Origin of the sequence: Bradyrhizobium centrolobii (genome assembly GCF_001641635.1) — a bacterium.
GTDB classification, from domain to species: Bacteria; Pseudomonadota; Alphaproteobacteria; order Rhizobiales; family Xanthobacteraceae; genus Bradyrhizobium; species Bradyrhizobium centrolobii.
Genome location: NZ_LUUB01000079.1, coordinates 205,419 through 226,974, shown reverse-complemented (window position 1 = coordinate 226,974; position 21,556 = coordinate 205,419). Strand labels below are relative to the sequence as shown.

20 protein-coding genes are annotated in these 21,556 nt (G+C 64.3%); 7 read left to right on the top strand and 13 right to left on the bottom strand.

What is annotated here, in order from left to right; genetic code table 11:
• Positions 1–29 precede the first annotated feature (29 nt).
• The 8 genes from AYJ54_RS27400 to AYJ54_RS27365 form a co-directional block, all read right to left on the bottom strand.
• The gene (locus AYJ54_RS27400) at positions 30–482 is read right to left on the bottom strand and encodes a TfoX/Sxy family protein (RefSeq protein ID WP_063703815.1); all 453 of its coding nucleotides are present in this window, start codon (positions 480–482) and stop codon (positions 30–32) included.
• 171 nt (positions 483–653) lie between these two features.
• Positions 654–1,064, bottom strand: a complete 411-nt coding sequence (locus AYJ54_RS27395) for a HesB/IscA family protein (RefSeq protein ID WP_082905876.1) — start codon at positions 1,062–1,064, stop codon at positions 654–656.
• Between the two features lie 48 nt (positions 1,065–1,112).
• Positions 1,113–1,484 carry an SUF system Fe-S cluster assembly protein gene (locus AYJ54_RS27390; protein WP_063703813.1) on the bottom strand — a complete coding sequence of 124 codons (372 nt, stop codon included), beginning with the start codon at positions 1,482–1,484 and terminating at the stop codon, positions 1,113–1,115.
• Positions 1,481–2,728: a cysteine desulfurase gene (locus tag AYJ54_RS27385; RefSeq protein WP_063703811.1), complete on the bottom strand. Its 1,248-nt coding sequence runs from the start codon at positions 2,726–2,728 to the stop codon at positions 1,481–1,483. Before AYJ54_RS27385 ends, AYJ54_RS27390 begins: the two co-directional genes overlap by 4 nt.
• On the bottom strand, positions 2,725–4,029 hold the full coding sequence (gene sufD, locus AYJ54_RS27380) for a Fe-S cluster assembly protein SufD (RefSeq protein ID WP_063703809.1): 1,305 nt from the start codon (positions 4,027–4,029) through the stop codon (positions 2,725–2,727). Before sufD ends, AYJ54_RS27385 begins: the two co-directional genes overlap by 4 nt.
• A gap of 11 nt (positions 4,030–4,040) precedes the next feature.
• Positions 4,041–4,793 (bottom strand): Fe-S cluster assembly ATPase SufC, encoded by a 753-nt coding sequence (gene sufC / locus AYJ54_RS27375; protein WP_063704268.1) that lies wholly within the window; start codon positions 4,791–4,793, stop codon positions 4,041–4,043.
• Between the two features lie 63 nt (positions 4,794–4,856).
• Positions 4,857–6,353: a Fe-S cluster assembly protein SufB gene (gene sufB, locus AYJ54_RS27370; RefSeq protein WP_063703808.1), complete on the bottom strand. Its 1,497-nt coding sequence runs from the start codon at positions 6,351–6,353 to the stop codon at positions 4,857–4,859.
• Positions 6,354–6,466: 113 nt separating this feature from the next.
• Positions 6,467–7,606 carry a cysteine desulfurase family protein gene (locus tag AYJ54_RS27365; RefSeq protein WP_063703806.1) on the bottom strand — a complete coding sequence of 380 codons (1,140 nt, stop codon included), beginning with the start codon at positions 7,604–7,606 and terminating at the stop codon, positions 6,467–6,469.
• Between the two features lie 347 nt (positions 7,607–7,953).
• Here AYJ54_RS27365 and AYJ54_RS27360 point away from each other — a divergent pair, with 347 nt between their 5' ends.
• From AYJ54_RS27360 to AYJ54_RS27350, 3 genes are read left to right on the top strand one after another with little or no spacing between them, the layout of a single operon-like run.
• Positions 7,954–8,601, top strand: a complete 648-nt coding sequence (locus tag AYJ54_RS27360; RefSeq protein ID WP_027524593.1) for an alpha/beta hydrolase — start codon at positions 7,954–7,956, stop codon at positions 8,599–8,601.
• A gap of 8 nt (positions 8,602–8,609) precedes the next feature.
• A complete protein-coding gene (locus AYJ54_RS27355; protein WP_063703805.1) occupies positions 8,610–9,122 on the top strand; it encodes a DUF1697 domain-containing protein in 513 nt (170 codons plus the stop codon).
• Positions 9,123–9,124: 2 nt separating this feature from the next.
• The gene (locus AYJ54_RS27350; RefSeq protein ID WP_063703803.1) at positions 9,125–9,415 is read left to right on the top strand and encodes a DUF1330 domain-containing protein; all 291 of its coding nucleotides are present in this window, start codon (positions 9,125–9,127) and stop codon (positions 9,413–9,415) included.
• 14 nt (positions 9,416–9,429) lie between these two features.
• Here AYJ54_RS27350 and AYJ54_RS27345 read toward each other — a convergent pair whose 3' ends face one another.
• The 3 genes from AYJ54_RS27345 to AYJ54_RS27335 all read right to left on the bottom strand — a co-directional run bounded on the left by AYJ54_RS27345 (position 9,430) and on the right by AYJ54_RS27335 (position 11,889).
• Positions 9,430–9,774 carry a DMT family transporter gene (locus tag AYJ54_RS27345; protein ID WP_063703801.1) on the bottom strand — a complete coding sequence of 115 codons (345 nt, stop codon included), beginning with the start codon at positions 9,772–9,774 and terminating at the stop codon, positions 9,430–9,432.
• 10 nt (positions 9,775–9,784) lie between these two features.
• On the bottom strand, positions 9,785–10,462 hold the full coding sequence (locus AYJ54_RS27340; RefSeq protein ID WP_063704266.1) for a glutathione S-transferase family protein: 678 nt from the start codon (positions 10,460–10,462) through the stop codon (positions 9,785–9,787).
• 323 nt (positions 10,463–10,785) lie between these two features.
• Positions 10,786–11,889, bottom strand: a complete 1,104-nt coding sequence (locus AYJ54_RS27335) for an anhydro-N-acetylmuramic acid kinase (protein ID WP_063703799.1) — start codon at positions 11,887–11,889, stop codon at positions 10,786–10,788.
• Between the two features lie 160 nt (positions 11,890–12,049).
• Between AYJ54_RS27335 and tyrS the strand changes: the two genes are divergently transcribed.
• From tyrS to AYJ54_RS27320, 3 genes are all read left to right on the top strand, one after another.
• Positions 12,050–13,303 carry a tyrosine--tRNA ligase gene (gene tyrS / locus AYJ54_RS27330; protein ID WP_063703798.1) on the top strand — a complete coding sequence of 418 codons (1,254 nt, stop codon included), beginning with the start codon at positions 12,050–12,052 and terminating at the stop codon, positions 13,301–13,303.
• Between the two features lie 56 nt (positions 13,304–13,359).
• Positions 13,360–14,607 (top strand): MFS transporter, encoded by a 1,248-nt coding sequence (locus tag AYJ54_RS27325; protein WP_063703796.1) that lies wholly within the window; start codon positions 13,360–13,362, stop codon positions 14,605–14,607.
• 220 nt (positions 14,608–14,827) lie between these two features.
• Positions 14,828–15,259 carry a DoxX family protein gene (locus tag AYJ54_RS27320; RefSeq protein ID WP_063703794.1) on the top strand — a complete coding sequence of 144 codons (432 nt, stop codon included), beginning with the start codon at positions 14,828–14,830 and terminating at the stop codon, positions 15,257–15,259.
• A gap of 44 nt (positions 15,260–15,303) precedes the next feature.
• Here AYJ54_RS27320 and AYJ54_RS27315 read toward each other — a convergent pair whose 3' ends face one another.
• Positions 15,304–15,543: a hypothetical protein gene (locus AYJ54_RS27315; RefSeq protein ID WP_063703792.1), complete on the bottom strand. Its 240-nt coding sequence runs from the start codon at positions 15,541–15,543 to the stop codon at positions 15,304–15,306.
• A 64-nt stretch (positions 15,544–15,607) separates the two neighbouring features.
• Here AYJ54_RS27315 and AYJ54_RS27310 point away from each other — a divergent pair, with 64 nt between their 5' ends.
• Positions 15,608–17,302 carry a methyl-accepting chemotaxis protein gene (locus AYJ54_RS27310; protein WP_063703791.1) on the top strand — a complete coding sequence of 565 codons (1,695 nt, stop codon included), beginning with the start codon at positions 15,608–15,610 and terminating at the stop codon, positions 17,300–17,302.
• 290 nt (positions 17,303–17,592) lie between these two features.
• Here the strand turns inward: AYJ54_RS27310 and AYJ54_RS27305 are convergent, their stop codons facing one another.
• Positions 17,593–21,405, bottom strand: a complete 3,813-nt coding sequence (locus AYJ54_RS27305) for a YhdP family protein (protein WP_063704264.1) — start codon at positions 21,403–21,405, stop codon at positions 17,593–17,595.
• Between the last annotated feature and the right edge of the window lie 151 nt (positions 21,406–21,556).

Here is a 21,556-nt window from a genome sequence, read left to right as displayed (position 1 = left end):
ACCGCGCCGAGCCCACCATCTCTCCGAGATCACGATCTTGAGCGGTGGGCACGCTTCGCTTTGCCCACCCTACGAACTGCAGCCTTCTTGGCTACAGCTTTCTTGCCCGGCTTCTTCGCCGGCGCTTTCGCAACCTTGGCGGCCGCCTTCTTCGGCCGCTTCTTCACCTTGGCGCGCTGCGCGGCGGCTAGCGCTGCCCTCGCCCATTGCGCAAGCTCCTCGGAATCGTCGAACAGACGCGCGGGCAGTTGCCAGTAGGAGTTGACCGTCACGGTCTTGGCGCGGGTCGAATACTGGAACGGCCCTGAGCCCTCTGCTTCGTAGTCAGGGATGGTCTGCTCATCGGCGCGAAAGAACAGGCCGGCGCGCAAGGCGAGCGCGAAATTGGTGCCGTCGGCGGAGATGCCGTAGCCGGAGAACATTTTTCGGATGGTGACGGGGCCGAAATCGGCGAACAGATCGATCAGGAATTCGCGGTCCATGGCCCACATGCCTCCCCATGGTCGTCCCGGCGAAGGCCGGGACCCATAACCCCAGGGAGCAGTTTAGCGAAGATTGCCAGCCGTGCCATCGCCGGTACGGATATCTCGCGTCAACGAGAGATCACGCGGTATGGGTCCCGGCCTTCGCCGGGACGACGACCTTGTGTTGGGCTACCCCTCAACCTTCGCCGGCCGCAGCTCGACGGACTCGCCGCAGCCGCAGGCGGAAACCTGGTTGGGGTTGTTGAAGACGAACTGGGCCTGCATCTTGTCGGCCTTGTAGTCCATCTCAGTGCCGAGCAGAAACAGCACGGCCTTGGGATCGACCAGGATCTTGACGCCCTTGTCCTCGACGACCTCGTCGGTCGGGCGGATCTCGTGGGCGTATTCGACGGTGTAGGACTGGCCGGCGCAACCGCCGTTCTTCACGCCGACGCGCAGGCCCACGATCTCGGAGTCGGCGCGCTGGGTCAGCTCGGTGATGCGCTGCGCTGCAGCGTCCGTCAGCCGCATCACCTGCGGGCGCGGCCGCCGCGGCTTGGGGGTGGAAGCTGGTGTCGAGCCCGAAGATATCTGGGTCATGTCACTCATGTGGTCCGTTGCGGAGCAAATTCAATGCCGGAGGCGCCCTCACCACATGTTGAGCACGAGGCGCGCCTCGTCGCTCATGCGTTCGGGTGACCAGGCCGGCTCCCAGACGACCTTGACGTCGACCACGCCGACGCCGGGAACGCTGGCAACCGCGTTCTCCACCATGGTCGGCAGCTCGCCGGCGGCCGGGCAGTTCGGCGTCGTCAGCGTCATCAGCACGTCGACGGAGCGGTCGTCCTTGATCTCGACCTTGTAGATCAGGCCGAGCTCGTAGATGTCGGCCGGGATTTCCGGATCGAACACGGTCTTCAGGCCCGCGATGATCTCGCGCGTCAGCCGCTCGGTCTCCTCCGGCGGCAGCGCCGAATGGGTTTCCATCGGATTGGCTTTGATTTCGGCCGTATCGGTCATGCGAACAAATCCCGCGCCTTCAGCAGCGCCTGAGCCAGATGGTCGACTTCTTCCCGCGTATTATACATGCCGAACGAAGCGCGGCATGTGGCGGTGACGTTGAACCGCTCTAAAAGCGGCATCACGCAATGGGTGCCGGCGCGGACCGCGATGCCCTGGCGGTCGATTACGGTGGCGACGTCGTGGGCATGCGCGCCCTTGAGCTCGAAGGAGATCACCGGGCCCTTGTTGCGGGCTGTTCCGAACATCCGCAACGAATTGATCTCGCGCAGCCGCTCCTGGGCGTAGGTGACGAGGTCGTGCTCGTGCGCGGCGATGCGCTCCTTGCCGATCGAATTGACGTAATCGATGGCGGCGCCAAGGCCGATCGCTTCGACGATCGGCGGGGTGCCCGCCTCGAACTTGTGCGGCGGATCGCCATAAGTGATCCAGTCCTTCGCGACCTCGCGGATCATCTCGCCGCCGCCGTTGAACGGCCGCATCGCGACGAGGTGCTCGTGCTTGGCATAGAGTGCGCCGATGCCCGTCGGGCCATAGACCTTGTGGCCCGTGAAAGCGTAGAAATCGCAGTCGAGGTCCTGCACGTCGATGGGCAGATGCACCGCACCTTGCGCGCCGTCGACCAGTACCGGAATGCCGCGGTCGTGAGCCAGCCGCACGACCTCCTTGATCGGAACGAACGTGCCGAGCGCGTTCGACATCTGGGTGATGGCGACAAGCTTGGTCTTCGGAGTCAGCAGCTTCTCGAACTCGTCGATCAGGAAGTTGCCTTCGTCGTCGACCGGCGCCCATTTGATCACCGCGCCGTGGCGTTCCCTGAGGAAATGCCAGGGCACGATGTTGGAATGGTGCTCCATGATCGAGAGGACGATCTCGTCGCCGGCCTTGATGTTCGGTTCGCCCCAGGACGACGCCACGAGGTTGATCGCCTCGGTGACGTTGCGGGTGAAGATGATCTCGTCGGTACGCCGCGCGTTGACGAACTGCGCAACTTTTGCGCGCGCGTCCTCATAGGCTTCGGTGGCGGCATTGGCGAGGTAATGCAGGCCGCGATGCACGTTGGCGTATTCGGATATATAGGCCTTGGTCATGCGGTCGAGCACGGCCTGCGGCTTCTGGGCCGACGCGGCGTTGTCGAGATAGACCAGCGGCTTGCCGTAGATCTGCATGGTGAGCGCCGGAAAATCCTGGCGCACGCGCGCAACATCGTAGGCGCCGTTCAGGACCGCCGGATGCGCGCTCATGACCGCCGCCCCAGCCAGCGCTCGGCGACGCCGATCACGTGCTCGCGCAAATCATCATCGGCGATCTGCTCGATCGCCTCGCCCACGAAGGCCTGGATCAACAGCGCCTGCGCGTCCTTCTCCGGCAGCCCGCGGGCGCGCAGATAGAACAGCAGGCTGTCGTCCAGCGCGCCGGCGGTGGCGCCGTGGCCGCAGGAGACGTCGTCGGCGAAAATCTCGAGCTCGGGCTTGTTGTCGGCTTCCGCCTCGTCCGAGAGCAGCAGCGCGCGGGTCATCATCTTGCCGTCGGTCTTCTGCGCGTCGGGACGGACGATGATGCGGCCCTGGAACACCGAATGGGCACGATCATCGATCACCGCGCGAAAAGTCTCGCGGCTCATGCAGTTCGGCACGGCATGATCAACCAACAGCGTCAAGTCGCCGTGCTCGGTCTTCTTCAATAGATTCACGCCGTTGACCGAGAGCTCGCTGCCCTCGCCCGCAAACGTGATGAAGCCCTGCAGGCGGCTGACGGCGCCGCCGGTCGTCATGTTGAAGTAGTTGAGCTTCACATTGGCGCCGACGGTCACGAATTGCGAGGTGATGTTCACCGCGTCAGGCGCATCATCCATCAGGCGGATATGCGCGACATCGGCGTCATCGCCGATCGAGACGAGGACGGCGTCGTTGACCTGGTAGGCGCTGGCGCCGGCCGACACGAAGCTCTCGATGATGGTGGGGCGAGCGCCCTTCCCGATCCGCACCTGCGAGCGGGTGAAGGCCGACGCGGAAGGAGCTGTTGCAACGTGAATAATCTGGACGGGCGCGGAGGGCTGGGCACCGTCCGCGATCGACAGCACGACGCCATCGGTCGCCATCGCCGCGTTCAGCGAGATCACCGCGTCGGTCGATGCGGTCGTCAGGAGATCAGCGGTCTTGTCCAGTGTCTCGCGCAGCGTCGTCACGCTCACCCCGGCAGGCAGCGCCTTCACGTCCGACAGATCGGCCGTGAACACGCCATCGACCAGCACCAGCTTGCGGGCGCCTTCAAACGCATGTGCCTTCACGGCGTCCGCCGCGCGCGACAGCGCGGCAGCGTCGGGCGCAACCGCCAGCGGCAGCACCTCGCCGACCATCGCGCGCAGATCGGTATATTTCCACTCTTCGAGCCGGCGGTGCGGCAGGCCGAGACGCTCATAGGTCTCGAATGCCTCGCGGCGCACCGCAACGACCGCCGGCGAACCCGGCAGGCGGCCTTCGGCGCTGGCGAAGAGATCGCTCACCGCGCGGCCGCTCTCGGTCTTTGCCACAGCAACGTTCATCCTGAAATCCTTTACGCCGCATCCTCGAACTGGGCGTAGCCGGACTCCTCCAGCTCCAGCGCCAGTTGCTTGTCGCCGCTCTTCACGACGCGGCCACGCGACATCACGTGCACGAAATCGGGTATGATGTAGTTCAGCAGACGCTGATAGTGGGTGATGACCACTATCGCGCGCTTGGGCGTGCGCAGCGCGTTGACGCCATCGGCGGCAATGCGCAGCGCGTCGATGTCGAGCCCCGAGTCCATCTCATCGAGGATGCACAGGGCAGGCTCGAACAGCGCCATCTGAAGCACCTCGTTGCGCTTCTTCTCGCCGCCGGAGAAGCCGACATTGACGCCGCGCTTGAGCATGTCCTGCGGGATGTTCAGCGACTTCGAGACCTCGCGGACTTTCCTGAGGAAATCCGGCGTCGAATATTCATCCTCGCCGCGCGCCTTGCGCTGCGCGTTCAGCGCAGTGCGCAGGAAGGTCATGGTGGCGACTCCGGGGATCTCGACCGGATACTGGAACGCCAGGAACACACCCTTCGCGGCGCGCTCTTCCGGGTCCATCTCCAGGAGGTCCTCGCCCCTAAACAGGATCTGGCCGTCGGTGACCTCATAGCCAGGCTTGCCGGCAATGACGTGGGAGAGCGTCGACTTGCCGGAGCCATTCGGGCCCATGATGGCGTGGATCTCGCCCTCGTTCACGGTTAGCGTCAGCCCGTGGAGGATCTCACGTTCCTCGACACGAACCTTCAAATCCTTCACTTCAAGCAAAGCCATCTTGGTTTCCAGTCTATTCAAATGATGCATGGAGCGCGAGATGCGCACCGCGAGGGTCGGCGATTAACCGACCGACCCTTCAAGCGAGATCGAGATCAGCTTCTGCGCTTCCACCGCGAACTCCATCGGGAGCTGTTGGAGCACGTCCTTGACGAAGCCGTTGACGACGAGGCCGACCGCTTCCTCCTGGGAAAGGCCGCGCTGGATGCAATAGAACAGCACGTCCTCGGAGATCTTCGAGGTCGTCGCCTCATGCTCGAACGTCGCCGACGAGTTCTTCGCCTCGATGTACGGCACGGTGTGCGCGCCGCATTTGTCGCCGATCAACAAGGAATCGCAGGCCGTGAAGTTGCGCGCGCCGGTCGCCTTACGATGTGCCGTCACGAGCCCACGATAAGTGTTCTGCGACTTGCCGGCCGCGATGCCCTTGGAGATGATCCGGCTCGACGTGTTCTTGCCGAGATGGATCATCTTGGTGCCAGAGTCGACCTGCTGGAAACCGTTCGAGATCGCGATCGAATAGAACTCGCCGCTCGAATTGTCGCCGCGCAGGATGCAGCTCGGATACTTCCAGGTGATCGCCGAACCCGTCTCAACCTGGGTCCAGGAAATCTTGGAGTTGCGGCCGCGGCAGTCGCCACGCTTGGTGACGAAATTGTAGATGCCGCCCTTGCCTTCCGAATTGCCGGGATACCAGTTCTGCACCGTCGAGTATTTGATCTCTGCATCATCGAGCGCGACGAGTTCGACCACGGCGGCGTGCAGCTGGTTCTCGTCGCGCTGCGGCGCGGTGCAGCCTTCGAGATAGGAGACGTAGGAGCCCTTGTCGGCGATGATCAGCGTGCGCTCGAACTGGCCGGTGTTGCGCTCGTTGATGCGGAAATAGGTCGACAGCTCCATCGGGCAGCGCACGGCCGGCGGCACGTAGACGAACGAGCCGTCGGAGAACACGGCCGAGTTCAGCGTCGCGTAGAAATTGTCAGAGGTCGGCACCACGGAGCCGAGATACTTCTGCACCAGTTCGGGATGCTCGCGGATCGCCTCAGAGATCGGCATGAAGATCACGCCGGCCTTCTTCAGCTCCGCCTTGAAGGTGGTCGCAACCGAGACCGAGTCGAACACCGCATCAACGGCAATCTTGCGCTGGGCCGGATCCTGCTCGCCGACCTTCGGCTCGATACCTTCGAGCATCGCCACTTCCCGCAAGGGAATGCCGAGCTTCTCGTAGGTCTTGAGAATCTCCGGATCGATCTCGTCGAGCGAGGCGACCGACTTCTTCGGCTTCGGCGCCGCGTAATAGTAGATGTCCTGGAAGTCGATCTTGGGATACTCGACGCGCGCCCAGGTCGGCTCGGTCATGGTCAGCCAGCGCCGATAGGCCTCGAGCCGCCACTGGAGCATCCAGGCGGGTTCATTCTTTTTCTGTGAGATGAACTTTACGATCTCTTCCGACAGCCCCTTGGGGGCCTTCTCGGAGTCGATCAGGGTTTCAAACCCATAACGATACTGGTCGACGTCGATGCGCTTCACGCGCTCGACCGTCTCTTGTACGGCTGGCATTCCATCCTCCGCTCGCGGTTTCAAGGACCGCGGTGGATCAAACTCGGACGACTATTACGATGTTTCTCGGCGGAAAGCACGTGCTTAGAACCATTCAAGCCGTGTTTCGTCGCTTATTCCCTAAGTAGGGTATTACTCAGCTTTCGCCAAGCCTCTAACGCCCTATTGATGTCCTCGGCCTGCGTGGACCAGCCCAGACTGAGGCGCACCGCTCCCTGAGCGACGGCGGGACCGAATCCCATGGCCGAAAGCACATGGGACGGCTGCACCTTTCCTGATGAACAGGCCGAGCCCGAGGACACCGCGATGCCTTCGAGGTCAAATCCGATCACGGCGGTCTCGGCCTTCAGCCCGGGCGCGGTGAACAGGACGGTATTTGGCAACCGCTGAACGTTCTCGGAAAAGATCGTCGCGCCGGCAACGGTGCGGAGCCCATTTTCCAAATGATCTCTGAGGGTTGTCATGCGCTCCGCCTCTTCCGGGAGAACCCGAACGGCTACTCTCACCGCCGCACCGAAGCCGGCAATGCCCGCGACATTCTCAGTTCCCGCCCGGCGGCCGAGCTCCTGCCCGCCGCCGCGCAGTACGGGCTCAAGTCCAGCAACCCCCTCGGCCACGACCAGCGCGCCGACGCCCTTGGGGCCGCCGATCTTGTGTGCAGAAAAGGTCGCAAGGTCTGCACCTGCCGCCTTGATATCGAACGGCATCTTGCCGAGTACCTGGATCGCATCGACGTGCAGCAGGCCGCCGGCCTCGTGCACCATCGCCGCCGCCTCCGCGACCGGCTGAAGCGCGCCCGTCTCGTTGTTGGCAGCCATGATGGAGACCAGCGCCGGCGGGCCGGCGCCGAGCAAGGCCTTGAGGTGGTCGAGATCGACCACGCCCGACCGCGTGACCCGGATCTGGCCGATCCTGTCGGCCGGGAACCGGCCGCCAGCCAGCACCGAGGCATGTTCGACCGCCGAGACCAGCAGTCGTTCCACCGGCCCGCCAGCCGGCCCTCGCAGACCGGGCGACAGCGCCAGCGCATTGGCTTCGGTTCCGGCCGAGGTGAAGACGACATTCCGCGGCAGGGCACGCACGGCCGAGGCCAGCACCCCGCGCGCCTCCTCGACCAGCCGTCGTGCCTCGCGGCCCTCGGCATGGACCGAGGACGGATTGCCGATGAGGTCCCAGGCGGCCAGCATCGCTGCCCGCGCTTCCGCGCGGAGCGGTGTGGTCGCATTCCAGTCGAGATAGACGCGGTTGCGCATAGAGTAATATATTACCTAAACCTGCGGGACATGGTCTGCGCATCGATCGCTCGACATGGGCCGTGGCCACGCGCTTGGCAACCTCGATTCCAGATCCGCGGCTCGCGATGACGCAGCGGTGACAGGCTAACATCTTGACCACATTGGGAGATGTTCAAGATGCTTGCTTTTTGACCCTCAGCCTATGTTAGAACGCGCGCGTCAAGTCACCGCGCGCCTCTCGCGCATCATCCGAAGGCGCCCTTTCACCCCATTTGCGCTTTCGTCGGCGGAGCAGCCGATGAAGCCGGCACAAACGGTTGATTGCTGAGGATCGTCTCTCAAGGGAATCAATCAAGAGATCATCGATGCCTGAAGTCATTTTCGCCGGCCCCGCAGGCCGCCTCGAAGGCCGCTATCACCCGGCCAAGCAGAAGAACGCGCCGATCGCGATGATCCTGCATCCGCATCCGCAGTTTCACGGCACGATGAATCATCAGATCGTGTACCAGTGCTACTACGCCTTCGCGCATCGCGGATTCTCCGTGCTGCGCTTCAACTTCCGCGGCGTCGGCCGCAGCCAGGGCTCGTTCGATCACGGCACCGGCGAGTTGTCGGATGCCGCAGCTGCGCTCGACTGGGCGCAGACCATCAATCCCGAAGCGCGCGCCTGCTGGGTCGCCGGCTTCTCCTTCGGCGCCTGGATCGGCATGCAGCTCCTGATGCGCCGCCCGGAGGTCGAGGGTTTTATCTCGATCGCGCCGCCGGCCAATCTCTATGATTTCTCGTTCCTCGCGCCCTGCCCGTCCTCCGGGCTGATCGTGCACGGCGAGAAGGATGCGGTGGTGCCGCCCAAGGACGTCAACACGTTGGTCGAAAAGCTGAAGACGCAGAAGGGCATCGTGATCGACCAGCAGGTCATCCCTGGCGCCAACCACTTCTTCGACGGCAAGCTCGAGCCGTTGATGGAGACCATCACCGCCTATCTCGACATGCGGCTCGCCAACGTGCGCTGAGGCCTCAAGTGGGCTCCTTCGTCGCCTTGCTGCGTGCCGTGAATGTCGGCGGCACCGGCAAGTTGCCGATGAGCGAGCTCAAGGAGATGTGTGAGGAGCTCGGCCTCGCCGCCGTGCGCACCTACATCGCCAGCGGCAACGTGGTGTTCACGTGCCGCAAGTCGGAGGCCGCCATCAAGACCGCACTCGAAAGGCGCCTGCACGCCTATGCCGGCGCGCCGGTCGGCGTGCTCGTGCGCAGCGCCGCCGAGATGGCGCGGGTCGCGGCCGAAAATCCCTTTCCGAAGGCCGCGCCCAACCGCACCGTCGCGATCTTCCTCGACAAGGCCCCGCCGGCCGATGCACTCGCCGGCATCCGCGGAAAGATGAACGAAGAGCTGCGTCTCGGCCGCCGCGAGATCTACGTACATTATGGCGACGGCATGGGGACGTCGAAGCTCGTCATCCCCGCCGCGAAAACCGGCACCGCGCGCAACATGAACACGATCGCGACGCTGGCGAAGATGGCCGCGGAACTCTAGCAATGAAAGCGTATCTGGTGCTCGACCTGTCGGTGAACGACTTTGCCGGCTTCAAGACATACATCACTGAAATCCCGGCTTTCATCGCCAGGCATTCGGGACGCTACATCGTTCGCGGCGTCCAGCCGACGACGATTGAAGGCGACTGGACACCAGAGCGCCTCGTCATCATCGAATTTCCGGAGCGCGAGAAGGCAGAGGCCTTCCTGAGCGATCCCGACATTCAAGAGCTCTTCAAGCTGCGCCACGCAACGACGACGAGCAGACTGCTGCTTGCCGACGGCTGCACCTGATCGCTGCCTGCACGTTAGGCCAACTTGAGCGCGGCGATTCCCATCAGCACCAGCACGATTCCTGCGACCTTCAGCGCGCTCAGCGTCTCGCCGAACAGGACGACGCCCATGAGAAAAGTGCCCGCCGCGCCGATGCCGGTCCAGACCGAATAGATGCCGGTCCAGACCGAATAGGCGACGCCGACCTCCAGCACCTTCAAGGCCCGCCCGAGCAGGAAGACGAAGGCGGCGAGCAGCACGAGCGAGGCGACACTCCAGCCAAGGCGCGTATAGCCTTCGGCATATTTCATCGAGATCGCCCAGCCGACATCGAGCGCGCCTGCAATCACGAGCGTGAGCCACGCCAATGACGGTGACATCGCCCTGCCCTTAGGCCGCGAGCTTAAGCAGATGTGCGTCGTGGCGCGCGAGGAAGGCGCGCAGCAATTGCGGATAGTCCGCGCCGACCGCCGTGCGCACGCTTCCACGCTTCGCAAGCTCCGCCCGCCACGCCCGCACCTTCGGCGCATCCTTGAAGATGCCGAGTTCGGCCAGTTCATCGAACACGTCGAAATACCGGAATATTGGAGCGAACACCGCGTCGACCATGCTGAACTGCTCGCCGGCGAAGAACGGACCAGCGCCGAGAGCGGCCTCGACGCGGGCGAATTTGCCGGCGATGGCTTGGCGCTTGCTCTCGAAGGTCGCGGGATCGGTCGTGGTCTCCAGTCCCCAGAGGTCACCGAGGATCGCCGAGCCGAACTCCATCCAGGCGCGGTGCTCGGCCCGCTTCAGCGCATCGGCCGGATGCAGCTTCGCACCGCCTTGCGTCTCCTCGATGTACTCGCAGATCACGTTGCTCTCGAACAGCGCGACCTCGGCCTGCTCGGTCGTCACCACCAGCACCGGCACCTTGCCGAGCGGCGACAGCTTCAAAAACCGGTCCGGCTTGTTGGCGAGATCGATGTCGATCCGCTCGAACGGGACGCCCTTCTCGGAGAGCGCGATCACCGCGCGCTGCACATAGGGGCAAAGCTTGTGGCTGATCAGTTTGAGGGCTGCGGTCATGGCCATGATCCCGGCGGTTGAATGCAACTGCATCCAAGATAGATGCACCTGCATACATTCGTCAAGATCGATGCATTCGCATCAATCGCCTGTGAACTATCGGGGGAGTCTCGAGTTTGAGTTTGCGGGGCGCGGAAGGTCTTCAAATCCCGGACAGGCGCAGTCTTTGCAGCTACACCTATCGCCCTCCAGATGGTGATAGCCAATGGGGTGCTGGCAATGGATACAAGTGCCCTGCAAATTATAAGAGTTACCCGGACGGGGATCTTCCGCAGAACCGTTCATTTCAATTTTCCTAATGCCTGCCGGTGGCGCCCCCTCGCTCAGGGCCGCGCGATCACGCCGCCCGTCATCGGCATCGGCACGCCCGTCGTAGCGGGATAGGACAGCGGCAGGCCTTTCAGGCCACGGGCGGCAAGGAAGCCGAACGCCTGCGCCTCGATGGCATCGGATGCCCAGCCGAGCGTCTCGGCGGCCTCGACGGTGGCCGATCCCACCCGCTCCCGCAGCATACGCAGCATGGTCAGGTTGCGGGCGCCGCCGCCGCAGACGATCCAGCTCCGCGGCCGTCTCGGCAAGAGTGGAATAACGCGGGCGATCGCCGCCGCGGTGAAGGCGGTGAGCGTCGCGGCGCCGTCGGCCGGCGCGACTTCGCCGAGCTTGAGCGCGGCAAAATCGTTGCGGTCGAGCGATTTGGGCGGCGGCAGCGCGAAGAACGGCAGCCCCAGCGCCCGTGCGATCCAGGCCTCGTCCGCCTTGCCGAGCGCCGCGAATTTTCCCTCCGCATCGAACGCCTGGTTCATGGTGCGGTACATGAAATCGTCGAGCAGCGCGTTGCCGGGCCCGGTATCGCAGGCGATCAGCGTCTCGTTGCCGTCGATATAGGTGATGTTGGAAACGCCGCCGATATTGACGACGCAGATCGGTCCCTCGCGCTCCAGCGATTGCGCCAGCGCCCGGTGGTAGACCGGAACGAAGGGCGCGCCCTGCCCGCCAGCCTCGACATCGGCCGCACGGAAATCATGCATCACGGGAATATGGATCGCTTTCGCCAGCGCCGGCGCATCGCCGATCTGCACCGTCATCCGCCGTTCGGGCCGGTGCAGTACCGTCTGGCCGTGGAAGCCGACGATGTCGATGTCCTCCGGCTTCATCCGGTTCTGGGCGGTGAAGGCGGCCACCGCCTCGGCATGCGCCAGCGTCACCGCGCGCTCGGCCTCGGCCAGCACCCCGGGCCGGGCATCACGCTGCGGCAGGTTCACGGCCTCGGTGAGCGCCCGGCGCAGCAGGCTGCGCTCGGCAGGATTGTAGGGCCGGTAGCCGGACGGCCCGAACGCCTTCACCTGCTTTCCATCGGTTTCGATCAGTGCAACGTCGACCCCGTCAAGCGAGGTCCCGCTCATCAGACCGAGCGCAGTTAACATCATCCCAGTAAGCCTCGACGTCTTCCTACCCCGACGCCTGGCTTGTATCAAACAAGCACATCTTATAATGCCACAGCGCGCTTTGTGGCGTCAGCCCGGTTGGCGCGGGTTCCGCAACTTGCCGCAATTACCGTAAAATAAGAATGATCAGAGCCGCCGACAGATGACTGCATTTAAATCGGATTTCCTCAACACCTTGCAGGAACGTGGTTTTATCCACCAGTGCTCCGATTTCGAGGGGCTGGACGCGCTTGCCGCCAAGGGCGAAGCGACCGCCTATGTCGGCTACGACTGCACGGCCCCCTCGCTGCATATCGGCAACTTCCTGACCATGATGATGCTGTACTGGCTGCAGCAGTCCGGCAACAAGCCGATCACGCTGATGGGCGGCGGCACCACCATGGTCGGCGACCCCTCCGGCAAGGACGAGACGCGTGCGATCCGCACCGTCGCCGAGATCGAGGCCAACAAGGCCTCGATTCGCGGCGTGTTCGCCAAGGTGCTGCGTTACAGTGACGGCGCCAGCGACGCCATCATGCTCGACAACGCCGAGTGGCTGACCAAGCTCAACTGGATCGAGATGCTGCGCGACATCGGCAAGCACTTCTCGGTCAACCGCATGCTGACCATGGACTCCGTGCGCCTGCGCCTCGAGCGCGAGCACGAGATGAGCTTCATCGAGTTCAACTACATGGTCTGCCAGGCCTACGACTTCGTCGAGCTCGCCAAGCGCACTGGCTGCCGCCTGCAGATGGGCGGCTCGGATCAGTGGGGCAACATCATCATGGGCGTCGATCTCGGCCGCCGCATGGGAGCGCACCAGCTGTTCGCACTGACCACGCCGCTGCTCACCACGGCATCGGGCGCCAAGATGGGCAAGACCGCGCAAGGCGCGGTCTGGCTCAACGCCGACCAGTTCTCGCCTTACGATTTCTGGCAGTACTGGCGAAACACCGAGGACGCCGATGTCGGCAAGTTCCTCAAACTGTTCACGACGCTGCCGATGAGCGAGATCAGGAAGCTCGAGGCGCTCGCGGGCTCGGAGATCAACGAGGCCAAGAAGGTGCTCGCCACCGAGGCGACCGCGCTGCTGCACGGCCGCGACGCCGCCAATGAAGCCGCCGAAACCGCGCGCCGCACCTTCGAGGAAGGCGCGCTGGCCGAGACCTTGCCGTCGGTGGAAATTCCGCGCGGCGAACTGGACTCAGGCCTCGGCGTGCTCAACGCCTTCGTCAAGGCGGGCCTCGTCGCCTCCAACGGCGAGGCGCGGCGCCAGATCAAGGGCGGCGGCCTGCGCGTCAATGACGAACCCGTCACTGACGAGAAGATGACGCTCTCTCCGGCCAATCTGACGCCGGAAGGCGTGATCAAGCTGTCGTTCGGCAAGAAGAAGCACGTCCTCGTCAAGCCTGCATAGGCGTATGAGCTTTTGATGCTTGTCAGGAAGCGCCGAAGCGCGCTCCCTGATCGGCAATGGACCAGAACACGCCCAGGGAACAAGTAACGGCGACACGGCAAGAAGCCGTACGTGTTGCACTCGTCGTGCTCGCGCTGTGCTTCACGCTGGCCGTGCTCGGCCGCGGCCTCAGCGAAAGCTTCACCGTCTTCCTGAAGCCGATCTCGGAAAGCTTTGGCTGGGATCGCGGCCAGGTCGTTTCGATCTATTCACTGACGTGGCTCATCAGCGGACTGACCGCGCCGCTGGTCGGACGCCTGTTCGATCATTCCGGACCGCGCATCGTCTATGCGCTCGGGCTGCTATTGCTCGGCTCGGCCTTCCTGATCGCAAGCCGCGCGCAGGCGCTCTGGCAATTCCAGCTCTCGATCGGCATCTGCGTCGGCATCGGCGTTGCCTTCATCGGCAACGTGCCGAATTCGATCCTGCTCGGCCGCTGGTTCGGGCCGCGGCTGCCGACGGCAATGGCGGTGGTCTATTCGGCGATGGGCGGCGGCGTGCTGGCGCTGCTGCCGGCCTCACAACTCCTGATCGATCATCTCGGTTGGCGCGAGACCTATCAGGTGTTCGGCTTTGCCACACTCGCGCTGTTGGTGCCCTTGATGCTGCTGCCGTGGCGGCTGTTTGCCTCGGGCTCGCCTCATGTCGTCAAGAAGACCGATCCGCATTTCGTCGATCACGGCTGGACGCTTCTGAGCGCCATGCGACACCACGCCTTCTGGGCGCTGTTCTCGACCTTCTTCTTCACCGCCGTCGGCATGTATGCAATTGCGGCGCAGATCGTGGCCTATCTGATCGACGCCGGCTTTCCGCCGCTGCAGGCCGCAACTGCCTGGGGATTCTCCGGCATCGTGCTGGTGTTCGGCATGCTCGGCGTCTCCGCGCTCGATGGCCTGATCGGACGCCGACCGTCCGTGCTGCTGAGCTACGCGATCTCGATCCTCGGCATCCTCCTGCTCTGGCTGCTGCAGTATTATCCGAACATCATTCTGCTCACCGGCTTCGTCGTCTGCTTCGGCAGCATGATGGGCTCGCGCGGACCGCTGATCACCGCGACCGCGATGAAGATCTTTCGCGGCGAACGTGTCGGCACCATCTACGGCACCATTTCGATCGGCAGCGGACTAGGCTCGGCGTTCGGCTCCTGGAGCGGCGGCCTGATCCACGACGCGACCCACGGCTACAACGCGCTGCTCGTCTTCGCACTTGCGAGCGTCGTGCTCGGCATGATTCCATTCCTGGTTGTGCCTGCCTTGCGGCGGTAAGTCTCCCCAAGGTAACCTGCGATCATCGACGTCACCGGGAAAATACGGGCTGACGTGTCGCCGATACACGCAAAAATGCGGATCGTGTAGGGCTCAAGTCCCCGTCTACGGTGTTTTGTTCTTACATGACGAAAATGTCAGCGCGAATGTAAAACGTGCAGCTTGCAGGGTGGAACCGAATGCGATTCAAGTCGCTGTATTGGATGGAAGGGCGCAACTCATGAACTTTCTCTCTCGCTTTCAGCCGGCTCTCCTGAGCCTGTTTCGCTTGATCACCGGACTCCTGCTGTTCCAGTACGGCGTGGCCAAGCTGTTCAAGTTTCCGGTGCTTCCCTACTTCGCCGACATCCCGCCGCTGATCTATGCGGCCGGTACGCTCGAGCTAGTGCTCGGCGCGACCCTGATGCTCGGCCTCTTCACCCGGCTCTCGGCTTTCATCCTGTCGGGTGAGATGGCCTTCGCATACTTCTTGGGCCACATGTTCAAGACCGGCACGCCGGTGTTCCTGCCGCTGATCAACGGCGGCACCGCCGCCATCCTGTTCTGCTTCGCCTGCCTCTACCTCTCTGCCGCCGGCGGCGGCCCGATCAGCATCGATGCGCTGATCGGCAGGGAGAGTGGCGAGCCGGGCGGCGCGTACGCGCGGCGCTGAGTCTCCCCGAGTAAGATGGCACCGGCACATTTGCCGGTGCCATCTCACCGTGTGCCCAGCACAATCCAGATGATCGCCAGGGCCGCGACGAGCAGCACGGACAAGATGATGCGGTGAACGAATCGGTTCATTGCCGGTCCGACCAGGCTCGGTAGCCACCAAAGTTTAAGATCGATTTTCTCCAGCTCATGAACCGGCGCAAGTCGGTCCGTGGGCTTTTGTTTGCACAATTGCGCATATGACTGCGGAGGTCCACCGCGCGGCGGCGCGTCGCAGGCGTCCATTCATGATTGGTAAGAACTTCATGCTACCGACGCGAGCAATAACAACCATTCCGTAGAGGCCGCGATGAAGCTGCTGAGTCATCTGAGAATCCGCACCAAGCTTGCCAGCATGGTTTGTCTTGCGGCGCTCACGGTCACAGCCATCATCGGGGTATCGGCCGTCCTCAGCAAGAGCCGCATGATGGATGACCGCGTCCAGCAGATGCGGACCGCGGTCGATATGCTCTACAGCCTGGCCCAATCGCTCCAGGACGATGTTGCCGCCGGCAAGCTGACGCAGGCCGAGGCCAAGGCCCAGTTCCACCAGCGCGGCCGACGCATGAGCTTCAACGGCGGCCAAGGCTATCCCGTCGTCTATAATCCCGACACGTCGCTCCTCGTGAACGGGGCCAACCAGCAGCTCGAAGGCAAGATCACCGGCGCCGTGGACTCCAACGGCGTCATGATCGCCGACGCGATCATGAACGTCGCCAATCAGAGTGCCCAGGGCGGCGTGACGTCCTATCTCTATCCGCGCCCCGGCCAGACTGAGCCCGTGCGCAAGATGGTGTTCGCGCGCAAGTTCGCGCCCTGGAACGCGACGATCAGCTACGGTCTCTATGTCGACGACATCGACGCCGACGTGCGCGCCCTGACGCTGGAGCTCGGCGCGATCGGCATCGGCCTGATGCTGCTGATGGCCACGCTGTCCTGGCTGATCGCCCGCGACGTGCTCGGCGCGCTCGACCGCCAGAAGAACCGCATGCAGGAGATTTCGGAAGGCGCTCTCGACAAGCCGGTCGAGGAGACCGACCGCGGCGACGAGATCGGCCGCATGGCCGAGACGCTGGAAGTGCTGCGCAAGACCGCGCTGACGGCGCGTGCGCTGGAAGCCGAGCAGGTCGCCACCAAGGCGCGCAGCGAGCAGGAGAAGCGGGAGGCCCTGATCGCGCTCGCCGATCGTTTCGATGCCTCGGTCGGCCAGCTCGTCGGCCTGATGGCCTCGGGCTCCGGCGAACTCGAGACCACCGCCAAGTCGATGTCCTCGACCGCCGAGGGCACCAACCGCCGCGCCGCCGTGGTCGGCTCCGCGGCGACCGAAGCCAGCCAGCGCGTCCAGACGGTCGCGGCCGCCGCCGAGGAGCTCTCCTCCTCCATCACCGAGATCAGCCGCCAGGTCGCGCAATCCGCCGAGGTCACCGGCCGCGCGGTGGACAGCGCACGCCGCACCGACACCATCGTCCGCGCGCTGTCCGACGGCGCCCAGCAGATCGAGCATGTTGCCGAACTGATCTCCAGCATCGCGGCCCAGACCAACCTGCTCGCGCTCAACGCCACCATCGAGGCCGCGCGCGCGGGCGATGCCGGCCGCGGCTTTGCCGTCGTCGCCTCCGAGGTGAAATCGCTCGCCAGCCAGACCGCGGAAGCCACCCGCGAGATCGGCGACAAGATCGCGCAGATCCAGGGCGCAACCAAGGAGGCCGTGGAGGCGATCGGTGGCATCACCGCCACCATCGAGGAAGTCAGCCGCATCGCGACCTCGATCGGGGCTGCGATCGAGGAGCAAGGTGCGGCGACCGCCGAGATCGCCCGCAGCGTCTCGCAGACCGCCGAAGCGACCAGGGAAGTCACCACCAATATCGGCGGCGTCAGCACCGCGGCCAACGAGACCGGCAATGCGGCCGGCATGGTGCTCGCGGCAGCGTCGAACCTCTCCAAGCAGGCCGAGCAGCTCTCCGGCGAAGTCGGCACCTTCCTCGCGGGCGTCCGCGCCGCCTAGGCGGCGCAACCACCCTCACAGCAATTGATCCGCGGGAACGAGTTCGCGCTGAAGCGCAATGCGGTTTGGTCGAACTCAGAGAGAGCCCAGAACACGGATCACCTCTCCCGTAGGGAGAGGTCGGATCGCATCGAAAGATGCGATCCGGGTGAGGGGTTACGGTCTCACTGAGCGCTGCGGCCCCTCACCCGGATTGCACTGGACGATGCTCCGCATCGCCAGGCGCAATTCGACCTCTCCCCGCTGGGGAGAGGTGATCTGAACGGCCGACCGCCTCAAACTGGCATGCGCTATCGCCGCGCGAGGTTGCAGCCGTTCGACAGCTGACGCGATGACGGTCCGGGCGGATCGTTCGACTGCTGCGACGGGAGCTCGTCGATCGGCGAGTTCTGCTTGCCGGTGTTGAACTCGAAGATCTTGCGGAACAGGCCCGGCGCCATCGCGGAGATCGGATTGACGCGCATCACCGGCGCGGCGGGCGTGCCGACGACCTCATAGGTCACGCCGATCAGGCCCTCATTGTTGCCGCCGCCGAGGAAGATGCCGAACAAGGGTATCTGGCCGAAGATGTTGTTGACGCCGTACATCGGCACGAAGGTGCCGCTCATGCAGACCTGGTTGCCGGGATAGTCGATCGAGCCCTCGATGGTGGCGCCGATCATCGGCCCCTTGACCACGCCGTCGCGGATCGTCAGCGCGCCGTTTTGCCGCGTGAACTCCGCGCGCAGCGCGCTGAAGGAGACGCCGCTCCCCGTCCCGTTGGGCGCGCCTGCGGCAACGCGCTCGAGCTGCGCTTCGCCCTTCACCGTGAAGTCGCGGACGTTGATCAGGCCTTCCCTGGCGGTCGAAGGCTCTGACGTCGGCGGCTCCATCGCCACCACCATCTGGCCGCCGACGGCCTTGGTGTAGGTGTCGGTGAAACGCAGGAAGGCGCCAGCGTCGTTGGTCTGGAGATAGATCACCTCGCGGCTGCCCTGCGCGCGACCGCCACGCAGATCGGCTGCCACCGGCGTGTCGCGGCCGACCTTGCCGCTCAGGGTGAAAGCTTTGACGGCACCATTGCGTTTCGACATCTTGGCATCGACGCTGCGCATCGCCTCGCCGTTGAAACCGGCAACCGCGCCGAGCTTCACGTCGATGTCGAAGTCGACATTCTTCAGCTTGCTCTTGCCGTCGTCCTTGGAATTGCCCGAGATCGCCGACTTGAGGAAACCGCGGCCGTCGAACACGTCGCCGCGCATGCTGCCGCGAATTACGCCGTCGGGACCGCGCTCGACCTTCAACGACGCCTTGTCGCCGTCGGAGGGCGCGTAGGTCGGGAAGTTCGCATTCATCAGATCGCCGTTCTGATCGACCTCGAGCGAGCCCTTGATCGAGGCGCCGCTGCCTTCGATGACGATATCTTCGAGACGCGTCGATTGCGCCGTCGGCACCACCTTGAAGGTGGCCTTGCCCGATTTGCCCGGCAGCTTGACCCAGCCAGGCAGGATGTTGTCGAGCTTGACCGAAGTCAGGTCGGCCTCGATGCCGAGCTTAGTCGTCTGGTCGGGGCCACTTGCAATCTTGCCGGAGACCTTGATCGGCAGCGAGCCGCTGACGGCGGGGCTGAGATCGAAGCCCAGACGCGCCCGGCTCGCGTCGTCGAGCGTGGCCTGCAAACGGACGTCCGCATCGCCTTCAGCCGGCTTGCGATAGTCGAGCGAAGCCGCCTGCCCGTTGATCTTGACGTCGCCCTTGACCTGATAACCCTGATTATTGGCGACGATCTTGAGATTGTTGGCTTCGAGCTTCTGGTTCATCACCAGCTTGTCGGCGGCGAAGCCGTTGAGATCGGCGGTGACGGCATAGGTGGTGTCGGCCTTGGTCAGCTCGCCCTTGACCGGCATGCCGAGCTGGATGTTCGCCGAGAACGTCCCCTTGCTGGTGTTGGGATCGACGACGGTCGCCGACAGATCACTCAGGCGATCATTGGCGAGCATTTCGGCCGCCGCAGGCACGGGTCCGTCAACGCGGAATTTGCTCCGCGAGGGCGACGGCTTTGGCGCCATGTCCGGCACCTCGAAGGTGAAGTCGGAGATCGTGATCTTGCGTCCGGCAGGCGTATCCGCAATGCCCTGCCCGATCGTCACGGTCGCCGTGCGCCCGGTCACGCGCGCCTTCAGATCGGCATCATGCACCACCGGCATGCCATCGACGGGACGAACCGCCACGCCGTTCGCCACGATGTTGACCGACAGGCCGTCGTCGGGGATCGGCGGCCCCTTGCGCGGAAGGTTGCGCACCGGCGAGTTGATGCCGATCTCGATGCGCTGGAGCGTGCCGCGCTCGATCCGCTCGATCACCCATTCGCGTAGCTCTGGAACAATAAGCGTCGGCCACATCCGCTTCAGGGCGGAGGCCGACATCGGCGTCCCGGCAAACCCCAGCGTCAGCCGCGGCTCGCCCGAATAGTCAATGGCGCCCGTGCCGGCGACGCCGATCTCGCCATTGCTGATATCGGCCTGTGTCAGCAGCACGCGCTTGTGGTCGGAGTCGAAGCGGAAGCCGATCGCGATGCGGTTGAAGACCAGGGGCGGCTCGTTGTCGATGCCGCCGAGGAGAATCGAACCGCCGCTGAAGCCGAGCTGCCAGTCGTTGGTGGTGCCGTTGGGCGGCTCGAGATGCGCCAGAAGCGTGACACGGTTGGCGCCCGAGATGATCTTGAACGGCGCGACCAGCACACGCCGGCCGGCATCCCACTCGACATTGATCTCGGCGGAATCGATCGCCATCGGATAATCGGGCGTATCGGTGTCGATGATGTTGCCCTCGCCGACTGCGATCTTGCCGCGGAAATAGGTCGGCACGCCGTCGCGGCCAAGCTCGCCCTTGAGCTCGCCGGTCAGCGGCAGGTCGGCGTTGTAGGTCAGGTCCTTGACCCGCAGCGCCAGGAGGATGTTGGAGGTCGAAACCTTGTCGGCGCGGATGTCGACCGAGCGCACGCCGTTCTCGACCGGCCCGATCGTGGCGCGCAGCATCCATGGGCGCGCACCTTCCTCGCCGAGGCTGAGCGCGACGCCACCATGGCTTGGCCGGCGCAGGTTGAGCGTGATGTTCTCGAACGTCCATTTGCTGCCGCGCTGCTGATCGTCGACGATCAGATTGCCGTTCTTGAGACCGATCTCGTTGAGGTTCTGGCCGTCGAGCCCGGTCATGCTCAGGCTGTCGAGCCAATCGAGACCAGCGAGAATGCCGCTCTGGGCGTTGCTCGCAGGTGCCGCCGCCGGCGCGTTGGGGCTGGCAGATGCATCGGGTGTCACCGCCGCGGGCGGCGGCGCAGATCCGTTGCGCGGGAACGTCGGCGGGAAGCCGGCTTCCTTCTTCGACGCGACTCCGGTCGCCAGAGGCTTGGCGGTGTCGCCGGCCGACACCGTGACGGTCCCGTCAGGCGCGATGCGGATAGCAAGCTCGGCATCGACCAGATTAAGACTCTCGGCGCGCAGCCGGCCCATCAGCAGCGCGGTGCCGGACAGCCTCACCTCGGCCTTGGGCGCGCTTGCCACGATGGCGCGGTCGCGGTCGCGAACGATGATGTCGCGGATGCGCACAGCGATACGGATCCGGCCGGCCCGCTCGATCTGGGTGCCGCCGACCTCGACGGTGTTACCGTTGCCGATATTGTCCTCGATCGCCGCCGCGAGCCAGGGCGTCGCGATGTCGAGGTTGATGGGGCCGGCGCCGAGCCGCCACCACAGCGCGCCGAAACAGCCGACGAAGATAACGATGAGGGCACCGACGACGACGGCTAGTCGCTTCAGCCAGCGATCAGCGGCCAGCCACCGCCGGAAGGAGCCAAAACCGCCACCGAAGCGATGGAAGCCCGAACCGGAACGCGACAACAGCCGGCGTGCACGATCGCCCGCCGCCTCCTCCTGATCCGGATCCCAGTCGGCCTCGTCCCATTCCTGCGGCGCCTCGACGCCGCCGCGCCGATCGTAATCCCGATATTGATCCTGGGGCGACGTGTCCCTTGCCATTGCCTCTCGATACAGGCGCCCATCGTAGGATTGAGCGCCGCCGGGGCCGCACCCGTCGAGGGGGATCGAAGGCCCCCGCGCCGGCATTGCCGCCATTCCTCGAATATTCCTGCTGTTCGTCATTTAGCCCCGGGAGCGCGTTCAACGAGCAGTGGGGTGATGCTTGGAATTCCTTGTAACCATACTCCGCCGCCGTCAGACTTGCCCAGCCGAGGGCGCGAATCCGCCACACCTGACG